This window comes from Burkholderia sp. AU31624 (genome assembly GCF_020420065.1).
Classification (GTDB): Bacteria; Pseudomonadota; Gammaproteobacteria; order Burkholderiales; family Burkholderiaceae; genus Burkholderia.
This window is the reverse complement of sequence record NZ_JAIZRT010000001.1, coordinates 551233-568328: the sequence shown is the minus strand read 5'-3', so window position 1 is coordinate 568328 and position 17096 is coordinate 551233. Positions and strand designations below refer to the sequence as shown.

17 protein-coding genes are annotated in these 17096 nt (G+C 68.8%); 9 read left to right on the top strand and 8 right to left on the bottom strand.

Features of this window, described 5'->3' with window-relative positions:
- Window positions 1-75: 75 nt before the first annotated feature.
- Complete coding sequence (gene creD, locus LGM89_RS02640; RefSeq protein WP_226272205.1) at window positions 76-1467, top strand: cell envelope integrity protein CreD; 1392 nt, start codon at window positions 76-78, stop codon at window positions 1465-1467.
- Between the two features lie 75 nt (window positions 1468-1542).
- Here the strand turns inward: creD and LGM89_RS02635 are convergent, their stop codons facing one another.
- Window positions 1543-1965: a RidA family protein gene (locus tag LGM89_RS02635; RefSeq protein WP_226272470.1), complete on the bottom strand. Its 423-nt coding sequence runs from the start codon at window positions 1963-1965 to the stop codon at window positions 1543-1545.
- Between the two features lie 188 nt (window positions 1966-2153).
- Between LGM89_RS02635 and LGM89_RS02630 the strand changes: the two genes are divergently transcribed.
- A complete protein-coding gene (locus tag LGM89_RS02630; RefSeq protein WP_226272204.1) occupies window positions 2154-2591 on the top strand; it encodes a hypothetical protein in 438 nt (145 codons plus the stop codon).
- 82 nt (window positions 2592-2673) lie between these two features.
- Entirely contained in the window at window positions 2674-2871 is a 198-nt protein-coding gene (locus LGM89_RS02625; RefSeq protein ID WP_069252077.1) for an oxidoreductase-like domain-containing protein, read from the top strand.
- A gap of 81 nt (window positions 2872-2952) precedes the next feature.
- Here LGM89_RS02625 and LGM89_RS02620 read toward each other — a convergent pair whose 3' ends face one another.
- A complete protein-coding gene (locus tag LGM89_RS02620) occupies window positions 2953-4413 on the bottom strand; it encodes an MFS transporter (RefSeq protein WP_226272203.1) in 1461 nt (486 codons plus the stop codon).
- A gap of 170 nt (window positions 4414-4583) precedes the next feature.
- Between LGM89_RS02620 and LGM89_RS02615 the strand changes: the two genes are divergently transcribed.
- Both LGM89_RS02615 and LGM89_RS02610 read left to right on the top strand, forming a co-directional pair.
- Window positions 4584-5456 (top strand): LysR family transcriptional regulator, encoded by an 873-nt coding sequence (locus LGM89_RS02615; RefSeq protein ID WP_089498099.1) that lies wholly within the window; start codon window positions 4584-4586, stop codon window positions 5454-5456.
- Between the two features lie 57 nt (window positions 5457-5513).
- Window positions 5514-5834, top strand: a complete 321-nt coding sequence (locus tag LGM89_RS02610; RefSeq protein WP_089496568.1) for a hypothetical protein — start codon at window positions 5514-5516, stop codon at window positions 5832-5834.
- A 50-nt stretch (window positions 5835-5884) separates the two neighbouring features.
- Here the strand turns inward: LGM89_RS02610 and LGM89_RS02605 are convergent, their stop codons facing one another.
- Window positions 5885-6787: a LysR family transcriptional regulator gene (locus tag LGM89_RS02605; protein WP_226202660.1), complete on the bottom strand. Its 903-nt coding sequence runs from the start codon at window positions 6785-6787 to the stop codon at window positions 5885-5887.
- A 98-nt stretch (window positions 6788-6885) separates the two neighbouring features.
- Here LGM89_RS02605 and LGM89_RS02600 point away from each other — a divergent pair, with 98 nt between their 5' ends.
- Window positions 6886-7869, top strand: coding sequence for an NAD-dependent epimerase/dehydratase family protein (locus tag LGM89_RS02600; RefSeq protein WP_226272202.1), 984 nt, complete (start codon window positions 6886-6888; stop codon window positions 7867-7869).
- Window positions 7870-8216: 347 nt separating this feature from the next.
- On the opposite strand, the gene LGM89_RS02595 is transcribed toward LGM89_RS02600, so the two are convergent.
- The 5 genes from LGM89_RS02595 to LGM89_RS02575 form a co-directional block, all read right to left on the bottom strand.
- Window positions 8217-8918, bottom strand: a complete 702-nt coding sequence (locus LGM89_RS02595) for a DUF2848 domain-containing protein (protein ID WP_226272201.1) — start codon at window positions 8916-8918, stop codon at window positions 8217-8219.
- A gap of 53 nt (window positions 8919-8971) precedes the next feature.
- Window positions 8972-10291 carry an MFS transporter gene (locus LGM89_RS02590; RefSeq protein WP_226272469.1) on the bottom strand — a complete coding sequence of 440 codons (1320 nt, stop codon included), beginning with the start codon at window positions 10289-10291 and terminating at the stop codon, window positions 8972-8974.
- 78 nt (window positions 10292-10369) lie between these two features.
- A complete protein-coding gene (locus LGM89_RS02585; RefSeq protein WP_226272200.1) occupies window positions 10370-11056 on the bottom strand; it encodes a DUF4286 family protein in 687 nt (228 codons plus the stop codon).
- 98 nt (window positions 11057-11154) lie between these two features.
- A complete protein-coding gene (locus tag LGM89_RS02580; RefSeq protein ID WP_089496574.1) occupies window positions 11155-12183 on the bottom strand; it encodes a LysR family transcriptional regulator in 1029 nt (342 codons plus the stop codon).
- A 192-nt stretch (window positions 12184-12375) separates the two neighbouring features.
- A complete protein-coding gene (locus LGM89_RS02575) occupies window positions 12376-13167 on the bottom strand; it encodes an SDR family NAD(P)-dependent oxidoreductase (protein WP_226272199.1) in 792 nt (263 codons plus the stop codon).
- A gap of 400 nt (window positions 13168-13567) precedes the next feature.
- On the opposite strand from LGM89_RS02575, the gene LGM89_RS02570 reads away from it, so the two are divergent.
- The 3 genes from LGM89_RS02570 to LGM89_RS02560 all read left to right on the top strand — a co-directional run bounded on the left by LGM89_RS02570 (window position 13568) and on the right by LGM89_RS02560 (window position 17054).
- Window positions 13568-14449 (top strand): neutral zinc metallopeptidase, encoded by an 882-nt coding sequence (locus LGM89_RS02570; RefSeq protein ID WP_226202673.1) that lies wholly within the window; start codon window positions 13568-13570, stop codon window positions 14447-14449.
- Window positions 14450-14612: 163 nt separating this feature from the next.
- Window positions 14613-15353 carry a helix-turn-helix transcriptional regulator gene (locus tag LGM89_RS02565; RefSeq protein ID WP_226272198.1) on the top strand — a complete coding sequence of 247 codons (741 nt, stop codon included), beginning with the start codon at window positions 14613-14615 and terminating at the stop codon, window positions 15351-15353.
- 198 nt (window positions 15354-15551) lie between these two features.
- A complete protein-coding gene (locus LGM89_RS02560; protein ID WP_226272197.1) occupies window positions 15552-17054 on the top strand; it encodes an aldehyde dehydrogenase family protein in 1503 nt (500 codons plus the stop codon).
- Window positions 17055-17096: the final 42 nt, after the last annotated feature.

Genomic DNA, 17096 nt, shown 5'->3' with positions numbered 1-17096 from the left:
TCACACCGGCTTCAATCGCCCTTCACCGGGGCGGCTCATGCTGACCGTACCCTTTTACTCCGGTACCTGTCGGCCATGAATCGAGTCCTGTTGTTCAAATTCGCGATCACCGCGTTTCTCGCGCTGCTGATCCTGATCCCGCTGCAGATGGTGCAAAGCATCGTGCACGAACGCGCCGTGTATCGCCGGGATGCGCTGCAGAGCATCTGGTCGAGCTATGCGGGGCCGCAGACGGTGGCGGGCCCCGTGCTCGTCGTGCACTACACGGAAGTCACGCGCGTGCGCGACGATTCGGCGGCCGGCGGCGCGACGAAGACGAGCCTGCGCAGCGAGACGAAGCGCCTGCTCGTGTTTCCGAAGACGCTGAACGTCGACGGCACGCTGACCACCAGCGTCCGCTATCGCGGCATCCACAAGGCGCTGGTGTACGAGCTGGCGAGCCGAATGACCGGCACGCTGCCGTTGCCGGACCTGAAGAAGCTGCCGCAGGCGGACGGCCACGTGAGCTTCAAGATCGACGGTGCCTATGTGTCGATCGGCATCGGCGACATTCGCGGGCTGACGGCGCAACCCGATCTGCGCATCGGCGGCACGCGCTTCGACGTCGAGCAGGGCACGCGGCTGGACAGCCTGCGCCAGGGCGTGCACGCGAACGTCGATCTCGCGGCGCTGGCGGACGCAAACGCGGGGGCGGTCGTGCCGTTCAGCGTCGACCTGCCGTTGCGCGGTGCGGATTCCGTCGCGTTCGCGCCGGTGGGCGACCAGAACGATTTCTCGCTGAAATCGACGTGGCCGCATCCGAGCTTCGACGGCGCATTCCTGCCGAACAACCGCACGGTCGATGCGCGCGGCTTCACCGGCAACTGGCGCGTGACGTCGTTCAATACGAAAGCGCGTGAGCAGATCATCTCCGGCGACGGGGAAGGCGCGATCGAAATGGCGTCGGTGTCGGTGATCGAACCCGTGAACGTCTATCTGCAGGCCGAACGTGCGACGAAGTACGGCGCGCTGTTCGTGATGCTCACGTTTGCGAGCTTCTTCATGTACGAGCTCGTGAAGCGGCTGCGCATTCACCCGATCCAGTACACGCTGGTGGGCCTGTCGCTCGCGCTGTTCTTCCTGTTGCTGCTGAGCCTGTCCGAACACATCAAGTTCGCCTATGCGTATCTCGCGGCGAGCGGCGCCTGCATCGGGTTGCTCGCCTTCTATCTGTCGTTCGTGCTGCACAGCGTGAAGCGCGGGGCGGTGTTCGCGGTGCTGCTCGCGGTGCTGTACGCGGCGCTCTATGGGCTGCTGCTGTCGGAAGACAACGCGCTGATGCTCGGTTCGCTGCTGCTGTTCGCGATCCTCGCCGGCATCATGACGCTCACGCGCCGCGTCGACTGGTATTCGCTCGGTGCCGCGTGGCAGCCGCTGGCCGACAAGGCGGGCGCGGGTGCCGTGAAGCCGGGCGCGCAGGTGAAGTAAGCGGGTGGGGGGCAGGCGCGCCGGTCGGGAAGGTCACGGCCGGCGCGTCATACGGCCCGGCGCCGCATCGCTGATTCACGCACGCGATTCAGGCCGCCGAAAACGCTCCAGCGGAATTTCGGCAACAGCGGTGATCTCGATCAGCAGATCGGGATGGTAGAGACGCTCGACCTGGACGGTCGTCGTCACGGGATAGGGCTCGGCGAAGTAGGTCTTGCGGATGTCGCCGGCCTGCATGAAGGCATCGAGGTCGGTCGTGTAGTGAACGAGCGAGATCACGTCCTGCATCTGTCCGCCCATCGTGGCGAGCACGGCGCGGATGTTGTCGAGCGTCTGACGTACCTGCATGCGCATGTCGCCGTGGCCGACCACCTGGCCGTCGCGGTCGAGCGACACTTGCCCCTTCAGATGCACGATCCGGCCATCGCCCTGGATCACGGCCATCGAGAACGCGCCGAACGGCGCCCAGACTTCCGGCGGATTCACTGCTTCGGCCATCGTGCGGCTCCTGTGGGGTATGACGAGGATGCGGCGGCGAGCGTCGTGGTGGGTTCGGGCCGTGCGCCGGCCGGAACGCGATGGAAGCGAGGCATCGACAGCATTGCCGGGTTCGCCGACAATCGCGCCATTATGGATCAGCGCCCGGCGAAGCGTGAGCGATGCCATGGCGACAACGACGACACCCCATGGACGACATCCGGATCATCAGGGATCTCGCGGAAATCGAGGACACCGCCTACATCGAGCTCATGGGCGGGCCGTATGCGCGCAAGTGCTGGAACGAGGGATCGCTGTTTTTCAGGGAGGACGTCTTCGGCCTGCTCGAAGCGGCGATCGCGCGGCAGATCCCGGACTACGATCATTACGCGTTCAATGGCATCGGCATGCCGGACTGGCTGCGGATCGTGGACGAGCTGGGCGACACGCGCAGCATGCTGGGCGACGCCACGCAGCAAACGACGGCACTCGACCGGCTCGGCTTTGTGTTCCGCGATTCGCGGCAGGATTTCATTGACCGTCTGGACACGAGTTGCGCTGCGCTTGCGGAAGTGATTGCCGAAATCGATGCATGGACGAGCGAGGTCCGAACCCGCCACGACCAGGTGACGATATTGGGGATATGAGGCCGCGTGGCATGGCCCGCGCGGCACGCATATTGGGCGGCATCCGCTTATACTGAACGAGTCCTTTCATTCGATTTTCGCCGTGCCCAACACTGCCTCTCCGGATCCGTCCGTCGACGATCCCCGTCCGACCCCGCCCATCCAGCCCGAACTCGAAGACTGCTGCAATAGCGGTTGCTCACCGTGCGTCTTCGATCTCTACGACGAAGCACTCGCGCGCTATCGCGTCGAGCTGGCCGAATGGGAAGCGCGCCAGGCGCAACGCAAGCATCACGCGTGAGCCGGATGCCGGCGAGCGGCTGCATCGGCATCGGCATTCCTTCCGCGTCCGACCCTGCCGCCGCAACGCTTCCCGTGCCGCTTATGTCCCTGCATGCAGCCGCCGATGCAGCGGCCCGAGCAGCGCCGACAGCGCGATGCACACGAGCAGCACGGCCGTCAGCGCGAACATCGACGTCCTGAAGCCCTGCACGTAATCGAGCGCGGCCGGATGCGCGCCGAGCCGGGCGAAGAACACGCCGCCGAGCGTCGCCGCGCCGACGGCCGCGCCGATCTGCAGCATCGCGGTGACCATGCCGGAGGCGACACCCGCGCGCGCCGTGTCGACTTCCGCGAGCACGATCCGCACGACCGACGGCAGCACGAGGCCCTGGCCGATCCCGATCGCCGCGATCCCCACATAAAAGCCGACGCCCGGCGTGGCGGCACCCGCCAGCGCGGCGGCCGTCGCGACGCCGGCCGCGAGCATCGCGAAACCGAGCGTGAGCACGCGATAGCCGCCGAACCGGCCGACGAGTCGCGGCATCAGCAGCGGGCTCGACAGGAAGCCGAGCCCGAGCGGCAGGATCGCGAGCCCCGACGCGAGCGGCGACCAGTTCAGGCAGCCCTGCAGGTAGATTCCGTAACTCAGGAAGAACGCGCTCAGCGTATAGAACAGGAACGCCAGCACGAGCCCGAGCGCGACGACGGGGTTGCGGAACAGGCGCACGTCGAGCAGCGGATCGTGGCCGCCCGCGAGGCGGCGCGCCTCGACCGCCAGCAGCGCGCCGAGCATCGGCAGCGCGCCGACGAGGCACGCGACCATCCACAGCGGCCAGCCGGCCTCGCGTCCGTGCGTGAGCGGGTAGACGAGCATCAGCAGGAACAGCGACAGCAGCACCATGCCCGGCACGTCGATGCGCTGGCCTTTCGGCGGCCGGCTCTCCGGGATGAAGCGCCAGCTGCCGATCAGCGCCAGGATGCCGATCGGCAGGTTGACGAGGAAGATCGCGCGCCAGCCGAGCCCGAACGGATGCAGGCTGATCAGCGCGCCGCCGCCGAGCTGGCCGATCACGGCCGCGAGGCCGAACACGAAACCGTAGAAGCCCATCACGCGCACCTGCTCTTGCGGGCTGAACACGCTGCGGATCGTCGCGAGCACCTGCGGCGCGAGGATCGCGGCGAACAGGCCCTGCAGCACGCGGCCGCCGACCAGCACCGCGCCGCTGCCGGCGAGCCCGCACAGTGTCGACGCGACGACGAAACCGGCCATCCCGATCATGAACATGCGCTTGCGGCCGTACAGGTCGCCGAGCCGGCCGCCGGTGATCTGCACGACGGCATTCGCGCATGCGTACGCGGACACGACCAGTTGCAGCTCGGCCGGGCGTGCGCCGATGCCGTCGCGGATGGCCGGCAGCGCGAGATTCACAATGAAGTAGTCGAGCGGCGGCAAAATCGCGCCAACCAGCAGGACCACCAGCGCCCAGCCGTGGTGGCTGCGCGGCGTCGCCTCGGCGGCCGTGCCGGCCGGCACGCAGGGGGCAAGGGTGTCGTTCGTCATGGAAGCAAGTCCGAAAGAATGAGTGCCACATTCACGCCGGTCGCGACGACAGAAGCGCCGGTTCGGCCGTGGGCGGGCGATTGACCCCCATTCTGGGTGGTGGCGATGAATCGGAAAAGCGGGAATTGGTGGTAGCATCCATCGGGTTAATCGATGGATGGAGAATGGCGATGCGCGGTTTCGACCTGGATCAGTTGCGTACTTTCGCGGCGGTCGCGGACGCCGGCAGCCTGACGGCCGCCGCGCCGCTGCTGCACCTGTCGCAGTCGACGGTCAGCGAGCAGGTGCGCAAGCTCGAATCGCGCGCCGGCGTGCCGCTGTTCGTGCGCAGCAAGCGCGGCGTCGAGCCGACCCCGGCCGGCGCGCGGCTGCTGCAGCACGCGCGGCGCATCGTCGCGCTGAACGAGGCCGCGTTCGACGAAGTGCGCGGGCAGGCGATCAAGGGCGAGCTGCGCGTCGCGATCACCGATTACTACCGGACCAACGAAGTCGCGGGCCTGCTCGCGCGGCTGCGGGAGTGCTACCCGCAACTGAGCCTGCACGTCAGCGCGATGAAGAGCGCCGATATCGAGGCCGCGCATGCGCGCGGGCAGGTCGATCTCGGCGTGGTGATGAACCTGTCGAGCGGGCCGTTCCGGCCGGCGTCGGCCGATACGCGCTGGGTGCTGCGGCGCGAGCCGCTGTCGTGGGTCGCATCGCCCGCGCTCGCCGAGCAGTTGCCCGAGCCGCTGCCGCTCGTGCTGCTGCCGGACGACTGCATGATGCATCAGGTCGCGGTGCGCTCGCTCGACGAGCAGCACATGCCGTACCGGCTCGTGCACAGCGCGTCGGGGGTGGCGGGGCTGCAGTCGATGCTGGCGGCGGGGCTCGGGGTGGGCTGCCTGTGCGCGTCGGCGATCGGCGAGGGCATGATGCGGCTCGGCGCGAAATACCGGCTGCCGCCGCTGCCCGACGCGGTGTTTTCGCTGACGCCGCCGATGCCCGGCGAACGCGAAGCCGTCACGCAGGCGCGCGAGGTGCTGTCGCGGCAATTGCTGATGTAAAACCGGGCCGCACGATTTGCGGCGGCGCGTAGTGAGAGGCGCGCCAGGGGACAAAAAATGAACGACGAACTGCAACGCCAGATGGCCGCGAAGCTGCAGGATGCGCTGGAGCGCGTGGTCGACGAACGCTCGCTGATCCACTTCCTGCGCGTGCTCGGCCACGACTGGAACACGGAGCGCCAGCTCGAGGCCGACGTGCCGCCGTCGCCGTACGCCCGCGCCGCGCTCGGCTGGGAAAACCGCTCGATCGGCGAGTATCTCGACGCGATGGTCGACTGGGCCGAGACGTCGGAGGAAGGGCTGCGTTTCTACGACGTGCCCGACAATCCGTGGCGGCGCATGGCGGACATCCTGTTCGCCGGGAAAATTTACGAATAGCGCCGCGCGGGCGCTTCGTTCCCTGCGTTCGTGCCGTCGCCGCGCCCGGTTTATTCGACGGTTTCGCCGCTCACATACGCACGCAGGCCATCAACCAGCGCATCGAACACCGCGCGGCAGCGCGGGCTCGACCGCAGGTCCTCGTGCATCACGACCCAGGTTTCCAGCTGCATCGCGAGCGTGTCCGGCAGCACGCGCACGAGCCGCGCGTCGCGTTTCGCGAGCCCGCTCTGGCAGAAGCCGATCCCGTAGCCGGCGCGGATCATCGCGAGCTGGGCGAGGTTGCTGTCGGTGCGCAGCGAGAACGCATCGCGCTTCCACTGCGGCATGCTGCGGCCCATCGAGCGGATGAACGGCGTGACCGTATCGAAGCCGATCAGCGCGTGATGCGCGAGTTCGTCGGTCGTCTCGGGCACCCCGTTGCGCGCCAGGTAGTCGTCGCGCGCATACAGCCCGACATCGACCGCGCCGATGCGTCTAGCAACGAGCGCCTCCTGCGTGGGCGGCGCCATCCGGACCGCGATGTCGGCCTCGCGCTTGAGCACGTCCTGGAGGCGGTCGGTCGGCACCAGTTCGATGACGAGCCCCGGATGATTGCGCCGCAATTGCGCGAGCATCGGAGGCAGCACTTCGACGGCGATCACGTCGCTGGCCGAGATCCGCACGATGCCACGCACGCCGGCGCCGTGGCTCGCAGCCGCGCGCTCGAACGCCGCGGCCGCGCTGCGCAGCGCCTCCGCATGGCCGCGCAGCGCGAGCGCCGCCTCGGTCGGCAGCAGGCCGGACGGCGAGCGCGTGAACAGCGTCTGGCCGAACGCGGCCTCCAGCGCCGCGACGTGGCGGCCGGCCGTCGGCTGCGTGATGCCGAGGGCGCGTGCCGCGCCCGACAGCGAGCCTTCCGTCAGCACGGCGAGAAAGGTGCGGTAGCGTTCCCAGTTCAGATCGGTGGTCATACATAAATGTATAGCCGATCCATTAGGTTCGGCAATTCCTTGATAGCCGAAGGGGCGCCAGAATGCGTGTCATCACGGTTCATTCAAGGAGAGCGGCAATGACGACCCACGCGGGCGAGACGCAACGACAGGCACTCGTGCTCGGCGCGAGCGGCGGAATTGGCGGGGAAGTCGCGCGGCAGTTGCGCGATGCGGGCTGGCAGGTGCGCGGGTTGAAGCGCGGGCTCGATGTCGAAGTCGTGGAGCGCGACGGTATCACCTGGATGCGCGGCGACGCGATGGACCGCGACGCGGTCGTCCGGGCCGCGCGCGGCTGCAGCGTGATCGTGCACGCGGTGAATCCGCCGGGCTACCGGAACTGGGCCGGGCAGGTGCTGCCGATGATCGACAACACGATCGCGGCGGCGAAGGCGGAGCGGGCGACCATCGTGCTGCCGGGCACCGTCTACAACTATGGCGCCGATGCGTTTCCGGTGCTGGTCGAAGATGCGCCGCAGCATCCGTCGACGCGCAAGGGCGCGATCCGCGTCGAGCTGGAGCGCCGGCTGCAGGATGCGGCCGGGCAGGGCGTCCGCACGATCATCGTGCGGGCCGGCGATTTCTTCGGGCCGAAGCTCACCGGCAACAGCTGGTTCGCGGCGGGGTTCGTCAAGGCCGGGCAGCCGGTTGCGTCCATCAGCGTGCCGGGGCGGGATGGCATCGGGCACCAATGGTCGTACGTGCCGGACGCCGCGCGCGCGATGGTCGAGCTGATCGAGCGGCGCGACACGCTGGAGCCGTTCGCGCGCTTTCATCTCGGCGGGCATTGGGATGCGGATGGCACGCAGATGGCGGAGGCCGTGCGCCGCGTCGCGCAGCGGCATGGGCTGCGGCCGACGGTGCGCAAGTTCCCGTGGTGGTTCGTGTGGGCGGCGGCGCCGTTCGTCACGACGCTGCGCGAATTGCTCGAGATGCGCTACCTGTGGCGCGAGCCGATCCGGCTCGACAACACGCGGGTGACCGCGGTGCTCGGCCGCGAGCCGGTGACGCCGCTCGATGCGGCGGTCGAGGCGACGCTGGCGGGGCTCGGGTGTCTCAAGTGAGCAACGGCCCGTGCCTGGGTCCATGCTCCGGTACGGGCTGGCACGATGGCGAACCGCAGCACCCGCGGCACAACAATTCTCCACATACCCTGGCCCGTCCGATGCGCATCATGTCGGCTCATGTCGAAAAGGCGGAAACGGGGGCGCGATGTTGCATTTCGGGTGGAAAGTATCGGTTGCGGGCGCAATGATGCTTGCATTGAGCGGGTGTACCAACCTGGCTGGTGTGCTGTATTGCGGCAACTCGCAGTTCAACTTTCCCGACTATCACTGCTTTTAGGCGTATTAGCGGGAGCCGTCGCGGCGACAGAACGCTGGCGCGCCCATGTGCCGCGCCTCGTTGCCCGCTATGCCACGACCGGCAACACCTCCACCGCATAGCGGTGCCGAAGGCTGCGCCCGAACACCGGATCGTGCAGCTCCATCTCGAACGCCTCGCCGTCACCCATTGCCGCGATCACGCCATGCACGGCAACGGTGCCGCCATACATCGCTGCGCGTATGGGCATCGTCGGACCGTCATCGAAGCGCTGCCACAGCATCTCGGGCGCAAGCAAACCACTCACCGCGCCGCGCTGGTACACCGTCCGCTCGCCATCGCGCGAAATCAGCCACGAACGCATCTCGATCGCATCCCAGTGATCCGCTACTTCCGCGTAAAGCCACGCGTCGTGGCCGAGCGGTTTCGCGCACACCTGCTTCGACACCGCGACGCCGTAGGCTTCGACCTCACGATCCGTATGATCGGAGCCGACGGTCACGAGCGTGCCGGCCGGGCTGTCGACCAGCACGCATTCGATCTCGCCGCCCGAGCGTGCGCCGAGCACGCCGATCGTGGGCGCCTGCGTCAGCAGCGCGGCCGACACGCGATAGAAGCAGGGCGTGGTCGACGGCGGCGCGACGCCCAGCGCCGCGAGTTCGTCGATATGCGCCTGGATCGCGGCCGGATCGCGGCCGGCCCAGCCGGCGATCACGACGCGCGCGATCTCGACGTCGACGGTGGCCGGCGCACCTTTCCGGGGAATGACATTAAACGACAGGGTTGGCATACGGCTATCCGGTTGAAGTGCGAAGGAATGAAACGGTTTGCTGGCGGCGACGTTCAATCCGCGAGCGGCTTGTGCGCGGTTTCGCGTGCGACGAGGAGCGCGATCGACGTGACGACGAGCGCGGCGGCGACATACAGCGACACGGCCGTCGTCGTGCCCGTCTGCCGGAACAGCGCGGCGATCACGAGCGGCGCGAAGCCGCCGCCAACGATGCCGGCGAGCGTGTACGCGAGCGACGAGCCCGCATAGCGCACGCGGGTCGGGAACTGTTCGGTCACGAACGCGCCCTGCGGGCCGTACATCACCGCGTGGATCACGAGGCCGATCGCAACGGCCGCGACGATCGCGCCGGGTCGCGCAGAATCGAGCAGCGTGAAGAACACGAACGCCCACACGATGCCGGCGAGTGCACCCGCGAGATATACGGGCCGGCGGCCGAAGCGGTCCGACAGCGCGCCGAAGCACGGCACCGCGAGCGCGTTGCAGGCCGTGCCGATCATCACGGCCGTCAAGGCGACGGGGCGCGACAGGTGCAGCACGGTCGTCACGTAGGTGAGCGTGAACACGACGATCAGCGCATACAGCACGTCCGAGCCGATCCGCGAGCCACCCGCGATCAGCAGGCGCTTCCAGTGGACCTTCAGCACGTCGGCGACGGGCACCTCGACAGTCGCGTGCGATTCGGCGAGCTGCTCGAACTGCGGCGTTTCGTCGACGCCGCGCCGCAGCCAGAAGCCGAACACGACGAGCAGCGCGCTGGCCGCGAACGGTACGCGCCAGCCCCACGACAGGAAATCGCCGGACGTGGTCGACAGCGTCACGAGCGCGATGCAGCCGGTGCCGAGCAGCGTGCCGAACGACGGGCCGATCTGCGTCCACGATGCGGACAGCCCGCGCCGCTTCTGGTCGCCGTGCTCGACCGACAGCAGCACTGCGCCGGCCCATTCGCCGCCGAGCGCGACGCCCTGCACGAAACGCAGCGCGACGAGCAGGATCGGGCTCAGGATGCCGGCCTGCGCATAGGTCGGCAGCGCGCCCATCAACGCGGTCGTCACACCCATCAGCACCAGTGTGAGCATCAGCACCGCGCGGCGGCCGATGCGATCGCCGAGATTGCCGAACACGAAGCCGCCGAGCGGGCGCGATACGTAGCCGACCGCATAGGTCGAAAACGCGAGGATCGTGCCGGCCAGCGGATCGACCGACGGAAAGAACAGGTGGTTGAAGACGAGTGCGGCGAGCGTGTTGTAGATCGTGAAGTCGTACCACTCGAGCGACGTGCCGATCATGCTCGCGGTCGCGAGTCGGCTGGTGCGGACGCGGCGGGGCGCGTGGGCGGCGGGCTGGGCGAGCGTGTTCATGGTGTCGGGCAGGTCGTGATGGTGAACGGGATGGGCGCCGGGCCGATGCGTGGGTGCGCATCGCGCCTGCGGTGCGGCCGGCGTGGGCGATCAGGCCGAACATGCCGCGGCAGCGGGTGCGGTTTCGACGTCGCCGTGCGTGACGTGCAGCGGCGCGGCGGCGCGCCACAGCAGCTCGAAGGTGCGCACGTCGTCGTGCCCGGCGAGCGTGGCGGCCACGCGGCGGGTCGCGGCTGCATCGCTGCCTTCGATCAGCACGAGCGCATCGGCGGCCGGGCGGGCGGCTGCAGCGGCGCCGATCGGCGCGGACAGCTCCGGCGCGGTGCAAAACAGTCGTGCCGCGTGGATGCCCGGTTCGTGCAGCACGTCGTCGAAACGCTCGCGCAGATGCGGCACGTCGATGCGATCCGGCGGCAGCACGAACAGCGCGAGATGCGCGCCTTCGCCGTCGCCGGCCTCGATCGTCAGTTCTCCGACGCGTCGCTGCGTGCCCGTCATGCGCTCGAAGTTTGCGAGCGACCATGCGGTTTGCTGCGTGAACGCGCGCCGGTACGCATCGCCATGGAACACGTCGAGCGCGTCCGTCACGTACAGCGCGAGGTACTTGCGCGGGCCGCGATCGGTCGCGCGAAAGCGCCGCGCATGCGTGAAGCCGGGAATCGCGACACGCTCCTGCATGTGCTCGCGGTCGTACCACGCGTTGAAATCGGCTTCGTGCGCGGAGTCGATATCCGTCCAGACGCAAAGCTGGCCGTGCGGAAGGGAAAGGCGGGTCATCGCGGGGTTCCTCGTGACGGGGTGTCAGGAACCGCAGTTTCCCGAAGACGGGCCGCGCCCGTCCAACAAGAAAACAAATTCGCGGTGAACAGGTTTTCTTATGAGCGGCGCGGGCGGCGTTTCGCGGCGGGCGGGGCGGATGGCGTCGTGCGTTTCGCTTTTGCCGGTGCTTTCGCTGCGGCTTTTGTCGCGGGACGGGCGGGTGCTTTGCTCACGTTGTCGGGCGCGGCCGTCTTTGCGTGATGCGCGGCGGCGGCCATCGCGCGCGCGACTTCGCTGGCCAGTTCCGCGATGCGCGCGGCCACCGGCAGGCCCTGGCTGCGATACGTCGCGACCAGAGGCAGCGCGGGGAATTCGGGTTCGACGTCGAGCAGTTCGAGCGTGCCTTCGTGGAGTTCGCGCCCGATGATCGCGGGCGGCAGCGCGGCCACGCCGAAACCGTCGGCGACGAGGCGGATCATCGCGGCGACCGACGTGATGCAGTTGATGCTGGCCGGCCGCTCGACGGCCGCGAACAGCCGCTCGATCGTTGCGTGCGGCCCCGAGTGGCGCGAGAAGCTGATGATCGGGAATGCCGCGAGGCGTGCGACGTCGAGCGATTGGCCGCCGAGCCCGAGGCGCGGGCTGGCCGCCCAGCGCACCGGGAATTCGCACAGCGGCAGGTTCGTGAAATCGGGGCCGGGCACCGGGTCGGTCTGCAGGATCAGGTCGACGCCGTCGGTGCTGAGCAGGCGGATCAGGTGCAGCGTCGTGTCGCTCGTGATCTCGACGTCGAGGCGCGGATAGCGCTCGCGCAGTTGCGCCATCAGCGCGGGGAACCAGCTGTGCACGATCGATTCGATCACGCCGATCCGGATCAGGCCCGCATCGCTCGCCGCATCGATGTCGCGGCGCATTTCGCCGTCGAGCCGCACGATCCGCTCCGCATACGCGAGCATGCGGCGCCCGGCGGGCGTGAGCGTGGCCGAGCGCGTGTTGCGGTCGAACAGGCGCACGTCGAATGCTTCCTCGAGCGACGCGATGCGGCTCGATACGGCGGCCTGTGTGGTGTGCAGTTTTTCGGCCGTGAGCCGGAAATTTTCCAGCTTCGCGAGCCAGACGAAGGTTTCAAGAAACCGGATGTTCATCGACGTTCGAACCGTGAGGCGGGGCCGGGCGGGGCGGCGGGATCGGTCGATGGTAGCGGATTTTCGGGGACGGGAAAGAAGCGGGCGGCGCGGCGCGCGTGCGTGGGCAGGCGCTGGAGCGGGAGGACGAGAGGACGTGCGCGCAACGCCGCCCGCGACGCGTACGTCACGCGAGAGGCGCACCCGCGCGCATCAAAGCTTGTCGAACGCGAGCGTCGGCACGTCGACGACCATCGCGCCGCCGTCGGCGACGAGCGTCGCGCCGGTCACGAACGACGCGTCCGGTGACGCGAGGAACGCGCACACGGCCGCGATCTCGTCCGGATCGGCCGCGCGCCGCAGCGGCACGTCGGCGCTGACGCGTGCATACGCGCCGTCGAGCGTGTCATCGTGCGCCGACATCAGCGGTTCCATCTCCGCGTCGGCCATCGGCGTGCGGACCCAGCCGGGGCACACCGCATTCGCCCGCACGCCGTGCGGCCCGTAGTCACGTGCGAGCGACCGCGCGAGCCCGAGCAGCGCGTGCTTGCCGACCGTGTAGCCGCACACGCCGGGCCCGGCCGCGAGCGCGGCGATCGATGCGACCAGCACGATGCTGCCGCGCTGCGCGATCAGGTCGGGCAGGCACGCACGTGCGCTGACGAACGCGGTGTCGAGGTTCGCGTGCATCGCGTCGCGCCACTGCGCGTCGTCGGTTTCGTCCGCGCGGCCGAGACCGTGGCCGCCCGCACACGCGACGAGTGCGTCGACGCGGCCGAAGCGTTCGGCGATCCGCGGCAGGAAGCGGGCCCAGTCGGCGGTGCTCGCGGCATCGCCGGCCAGCGCGAGGCCGCCCGTTTCGGCGGCCAGCGCGTCGAGCGGCGCCTGGCGTCGCCCGATCAGCACGACGCGGTCGCCGCGGCGGGCGAAGCGGCGCGCGCACGCGGCGCCGATACCGGTGCCGGCGCCGGTGATCGCGATCGTGCGGGGTGGCGGGTGGGTCATGTCGTGCTCCGGAATGGTGTCGTTTCCGGTCACTTTAGGCGGCGCCGGCGCGCGCCGGTATCAGCCGAAAGGATGAACGCGGGTGGCATCCGGGCGATCCGCGCGGCCGCTGGCCATTTTGCAAAGGCTGACGATGTCCGGCGCCGAATCGCTCTATCCTCCACATTTTTGCGATAAGTCACGAAAGCCCGGCAGAATAGCGCGGGCGGGCCGCGCATCGACGCGCGGCGCATCGGCCGGCCGATTCCGTCGTGCGAGCGGAGCGGCAGGCCGACGATCCCGGCAGGAGTACGCACCCCCGTGCGCGGCTCTTGTATCGGCAGGGGATCGTGTCACGACAACCTATCGCCCGGTGCGCGCTCGCGTGCCGGACCATCGACAAGAACAGGGAGGGCCGGCTATGAGGCTGGACGACGAAACGGAAAGCACGAACGTCGAGGATCGCCGCGGCGCCGGCGGGTTCGGCGGCGGGCGTGGCGCGACGATCGGCATCGGCACGATCGTGGTTGCGTTCGCCGCGTCGTATTTCTTCGGGATCGACCCGCGCGTGATACTCGAAGGTGCGTCGGCGCTGCAGGGCCGCCAGCAGCAGGCGCAGCCCGCGCCCGCGCAGCGGCAGGGCGAGCCGGCGAACGACACGGGCGCGGTGTTCACGCGCAAGGTGCTCGGCAATATCGAGCGCACGTGGACGGGCGTGTTCAATACCCAGCTGCACGCGCAGTATCAGCCGCCGACGCTCGTGATGTTCACGAACTCGACGCCGACCGCATGCGGCACGGGCCAGACCGCGATGGGGCCGTTCTACTGCCCGGGCGACCGCAAGGTGTACATCGACCTCGGCTTCTACGACGAACTGCGCAAGCGTTTCGGCGCGGGCGGCGATTTCGCGCAGGCTTACGTGATCGCGCACGAGGTCGGGCACCATGTGCAGAACCTGCTCGGTATTTCCGACAAGGTCGACGCCGCGCGCCGGCGGGCGAGCCAGGCGCACTCGAACGCGCTGTCGGTGCGGATGGAGCTGCAGGCCGACTGCTTTGCCGGCGTGTGGGCGAACAACGCGCAGCGCGCGAACCAGCGGCTGATGGAACCCGGCGATTTCGAACAGGGGCTGAAAGCGGCCGCCGCGATCGGCGACGACCGGCTGCAGCAGCAAGGGCAGGGCTATGTCGTGCCGGAGAGCTTCACGCACGGCACCAGCGACCAGCGCGTGTACTGGCTGCGGCGCGGGATGCAATCGGGCGAACTGAGCGCCTGCGACACGTTCGCCGCGAACGCACGCTGACTTGCGGGCGCGCCCCATTGCGCGCTTATATCGTCCCGGCCGAACCCGCGATGCCGTCCGGGCCGGGACGATTTGCCGATTTGTGCTCACCGGCGCTTTTCGGCGTCGGTAGGCTGGCCCGAACTTCGATCTTCGATAAGTTCGCCCGCCAGCCGATTCCACCATGCCGACCTCATCCGTTCCCGCCGACCCGGCCGCCGCCGACTGGCCACGCGCGCTGCGCGCGTGCGTGGACGCGTTCGACGCGTTCGCGAGCCCGTCCGCGATCGTGTTCTACCGGCTCGACCAGAGCGGCGAGCCGGCCGATTTCGAGCTGTTCGGGATGCCGGAATCGATGCATCGCACCTATGTCGCGCGCTACCGGATGCTCGATCCGCTGCATCCGTCGCGCTGCGCGGCAGGCGAGCGCGCGGTCGTCACGCTTGCGTCCCAATTGCCTGACGAAAGGCGCGACGCGTCCGCGTACTGGACCCGCTTCCTGCGGCGGCACGACGTAGCCGACGTGGTCGAGATCTGGCTGCGCGACGCGGGCCGCACGGTCGGCGCGTTCTCGCTGCTGCGCTTCGAGGCGGGCGACACGCGCGGCGGCGTGGCCGGCAACAGCACGGCAGGGCGGTTCGCGCCCGGCGAGATCGAAGCGCTCGCGCGGCTGCAGCCCGTGGCCGAAGCCGCGCTGAGCCCGCTGCTGCGCGCGCGGCGCGGAATTCACCGGATCGGATGCGAGGAGCGGCTGACCTACCGCGAGGAGCAGATCGCGCGCCTCGTGCGCGATGGCCGCTCGAACAAGGAGATCGCCCGCGATCTCGCGCTCGGCCAGCCGACCGTCAAGACGCACCTGATGCGGATGTACCGCAAGCTCGGCGTGTCGAACCGCACGGAACTGGTCGGGGCGTTGTTCCTGTAATTCATCGGATAATTGCGACCCGGACTTCGAACCTTTCGCGATCGCCAGCCATCCCGCACGGTTCAAACCCGCCCCTCTCCCCAGCGCCCACGCGCTGCCAATTTGCGCTCACCGGGCGCGAACCCTCGTCGATACAGTGGAACGACGCCCGCGTGCCCGTGCGCACGCGGTCCAGCCACGACAATCCTCGAGACGCCCATGAGCACCACGAATTTCGTCGCCGTCAGCGACACCGTGCGCACCTTCGTTGCGCGCGACTTCGGCCTCTTCATCGACGGTGAAATGCAGCCCGCCCACGCGGCCGCGCGGCTCGACGTGTACGACCCCGCGACGGGCGAGCGGCTTGCGACGGTCGCGGACGCCGACGCACACGACGTCGACCGCGCGGTCGCCAGCGCGAAGCACGCATTCGACACCCGTGTGTGGAGCGGCCTGCGCCCGGCCGACCGCGAACGCATCCTGCTGAAACTCGCCGACCTGATCGAAGCCGACGCCGAAACGCTCGCGCAACTCGAAACGCTGAACCAGGGCAAGTCGATCCACGTGTCGCGCGCGATCGAGGTCGGCGCGAGCGTCGAATACGTGCGCTACATGGCCGGCTGGGCGACCAAGATCACCGGCCAGACGCTCGACGTGTCGATCCCGTTCCCGCCCGGCGTGCGCTATACGGCCTATACGCGCAAGGAGCCGGTCGGCGTGGTCGCCGCGATCGTGCCGTGGAATTTCCCGTTGATGATCGCGGTGTGGAAGCTGATTCCCGCGCTCGCGGCCGGTTGCACGATCGTGCTGAAGCCGTCGCCGGAAACGCCGCTCACCGCGCTGCGCCTGGCCGAGCTCGCACGCGAGGCCGGCGTGCCGCCCGGCGTGTTCAACGTCGTCACCGGCGGCCGCGTGTGCGGCGCCGCGCTCGCGAGCCACCCGTCGATCGCGAAGATCTCGTTCACGGGCTCGACTGCAACCGGCAAGCTGGTCGGCGCGGCGGCCGTGCAGAACATGACGCGCTTTTCGCTGGAGCTCGGCGGCAAGAACCCGATCGTGATGCTCGACGACATCGACGTCGCGCGGGCGCTCGACGGCGTCGCCGCGGGCGCGTTCTTCAACCAGGGGCAGGTGTGCGCGGCCGCCTCGCGCATCTATGTGCACCGCAGCAAGTTCAAGCAGCTCGCGGACGGCCTCGCGGGCGTCGCGCAGTCGATGAAGCTCGGCGCGGGCCTCGACACGACCGCGCAGATCAACCCGCTGGTCTCCGCGCACCACCGCGACAAGGTCGTCCAGCACATCGAAGGCGCGCGCCGCGCGGGCCTCACGTTCCTCGCGGGCGGCACGCCGGCCGACGACCTGCCCGGCTACTACGTGAAGCCCGCTGTGATCGCCGATCCGCATCCGGACAGCGCGATCGTGCGCGACGAAGTGTTCGGCCCGGTGGTCGTCGTCGTGCCGTTCGACGACGCGGCCGACGCGGTGCGTCTCGCGAACGCGTCGCCGTACGGCCTCGCGGCGAGCCTCTGGAGCAACGACCTGACCCGCGTGATGAACCTCGTGCCGCAGATCGAGGCCGGCACCGTGTGGGTGAACTGCCATATCCCGCTCGACCCGTCGATGCCGTTCGGCGGCTACAAGCAATCGGGCATCGGCCGCGAATTCGGCCAGTACGCGATCGAAGGCTTCACCGAAACCAAATCCGTCTGCATCGCGCACTGACGCGCGGCCTCAACCTCAACCTCAACCGATCCGACAGTGGAG

What these genes read in the sequence shown, in the direction of transcription:
- LGM89_RS02565 (WP_226272198.1), top strand. Translation starts at nt 14,613, where the DNA reads ATGCCGACCTCATCCGTTCCCGCCGACCCGGCCGCCGCCGACTGGCCA.
- creD (WP_226272205.1), top strand. Translation starts at nt 76, where the DNA reads ATGAATCGAGTCCTGTTGTTCAAATTCGCGATCACCGCGTTTCTCGCG.
- LGM89_RS02635 (WP_226272470.1), bottom strand. Translation starts at nt 1,965, where the DNA reads ATGGCCGAAGCAGTGAATCCGCCGGAAGTCTGGGCGCCGTTCGGCGCG.
- LGM89_RS02595 (WP_226272201.1), bottom strand. Translation starts at nt 8,918, where the DNA reads ATGCCAACCCTGTCGTTTAATGTCATTCCCCGGAAAGGTGCGCCGGCC.
- LGM89_RS02620 (WP_226272203.1), bottom strand. Translation starts at nt 4,413, where the DNA reads ATGACGAACGACACCCTTGCCCCCTGCGTGCCGGCCGGCACGGCCGCC.
- LGM89_RS02600 (WP_226272202.1), top strand. Translation starts at nt 6,886, where the DNA reads ATGACGACCCACGCGGGCGAGACGCAACGACAGGCACTCGTGCTCGGC.
- LGM89_RS02580 (WP_089496574.1), bottom strand. Translation starts at nt 12,183, where the DNA reads ATGAACATCCGGTTTCTTGAAACCTTCGTCTGGCTCGCGAAGCTGGAA.
- LGM89_RS02560 (WP_226272197.1), top strand. Translation starts at nt 15,552, where the DNA reads ATGAGCACCACGAATTTCGTCGCCGTCAGCGACACCGTGCGCACCTTC.
- LGM89_RS02610 (WP_089496568.1), top strand. Translation starts at nt 5,514, where the DNA reads ATGAACGACGAACTGCAACGCCAGATGGCCGCGAAGCTGCAGGATGCG.
- LGM89_RS02575 (WP_226272199.1), bottom strand. Translation starts at nt 13,167, where the DNA reads ATGACCCACCCGCCACCCCGCACGATCGCGATCACCGGCGCCGGCACC.
- LGM89_RS02570 (WP_226202673.1), top strand. Translation starts at nt 13,568, where the DNA reads ATGAGGCTGGACGACGAAACGGAAAGCACGAACGTCGAGGATCGCCGC.
- LGM89_RS02605 (WP_226202660.1), bottom strand. Translation starts at nt 6,787, where the DNA reads ATGACCACCGATCTGAACTGGGAACGCTACCGCACCTTTCTCGCCGTG.
- LGM89_RS02630 (WP_226272204.1), top strand. Translation starts at nt 2,154, where the DNA reads ATGGACGACATCCGGATCATCAGGGATCTCGCGGAAATCGAGGACACC.
- LGM89_RS02615 (WP_089498099.1), top strand. Translation starts at nt 4,584, where the DNA reads ATGCGCGGTTTCGACCTGGATCAGTTGCGTACTTTCGCGGCGGTCGCG.
- LGM89_RS02585 (WP_226272200.1), bottom strand. Translation starts at nt 11,056, where the DNA reads ATGACCCGCCTTTCCCTTCCGCACGGCCAGCTTTGCGTCTGGACGGAT.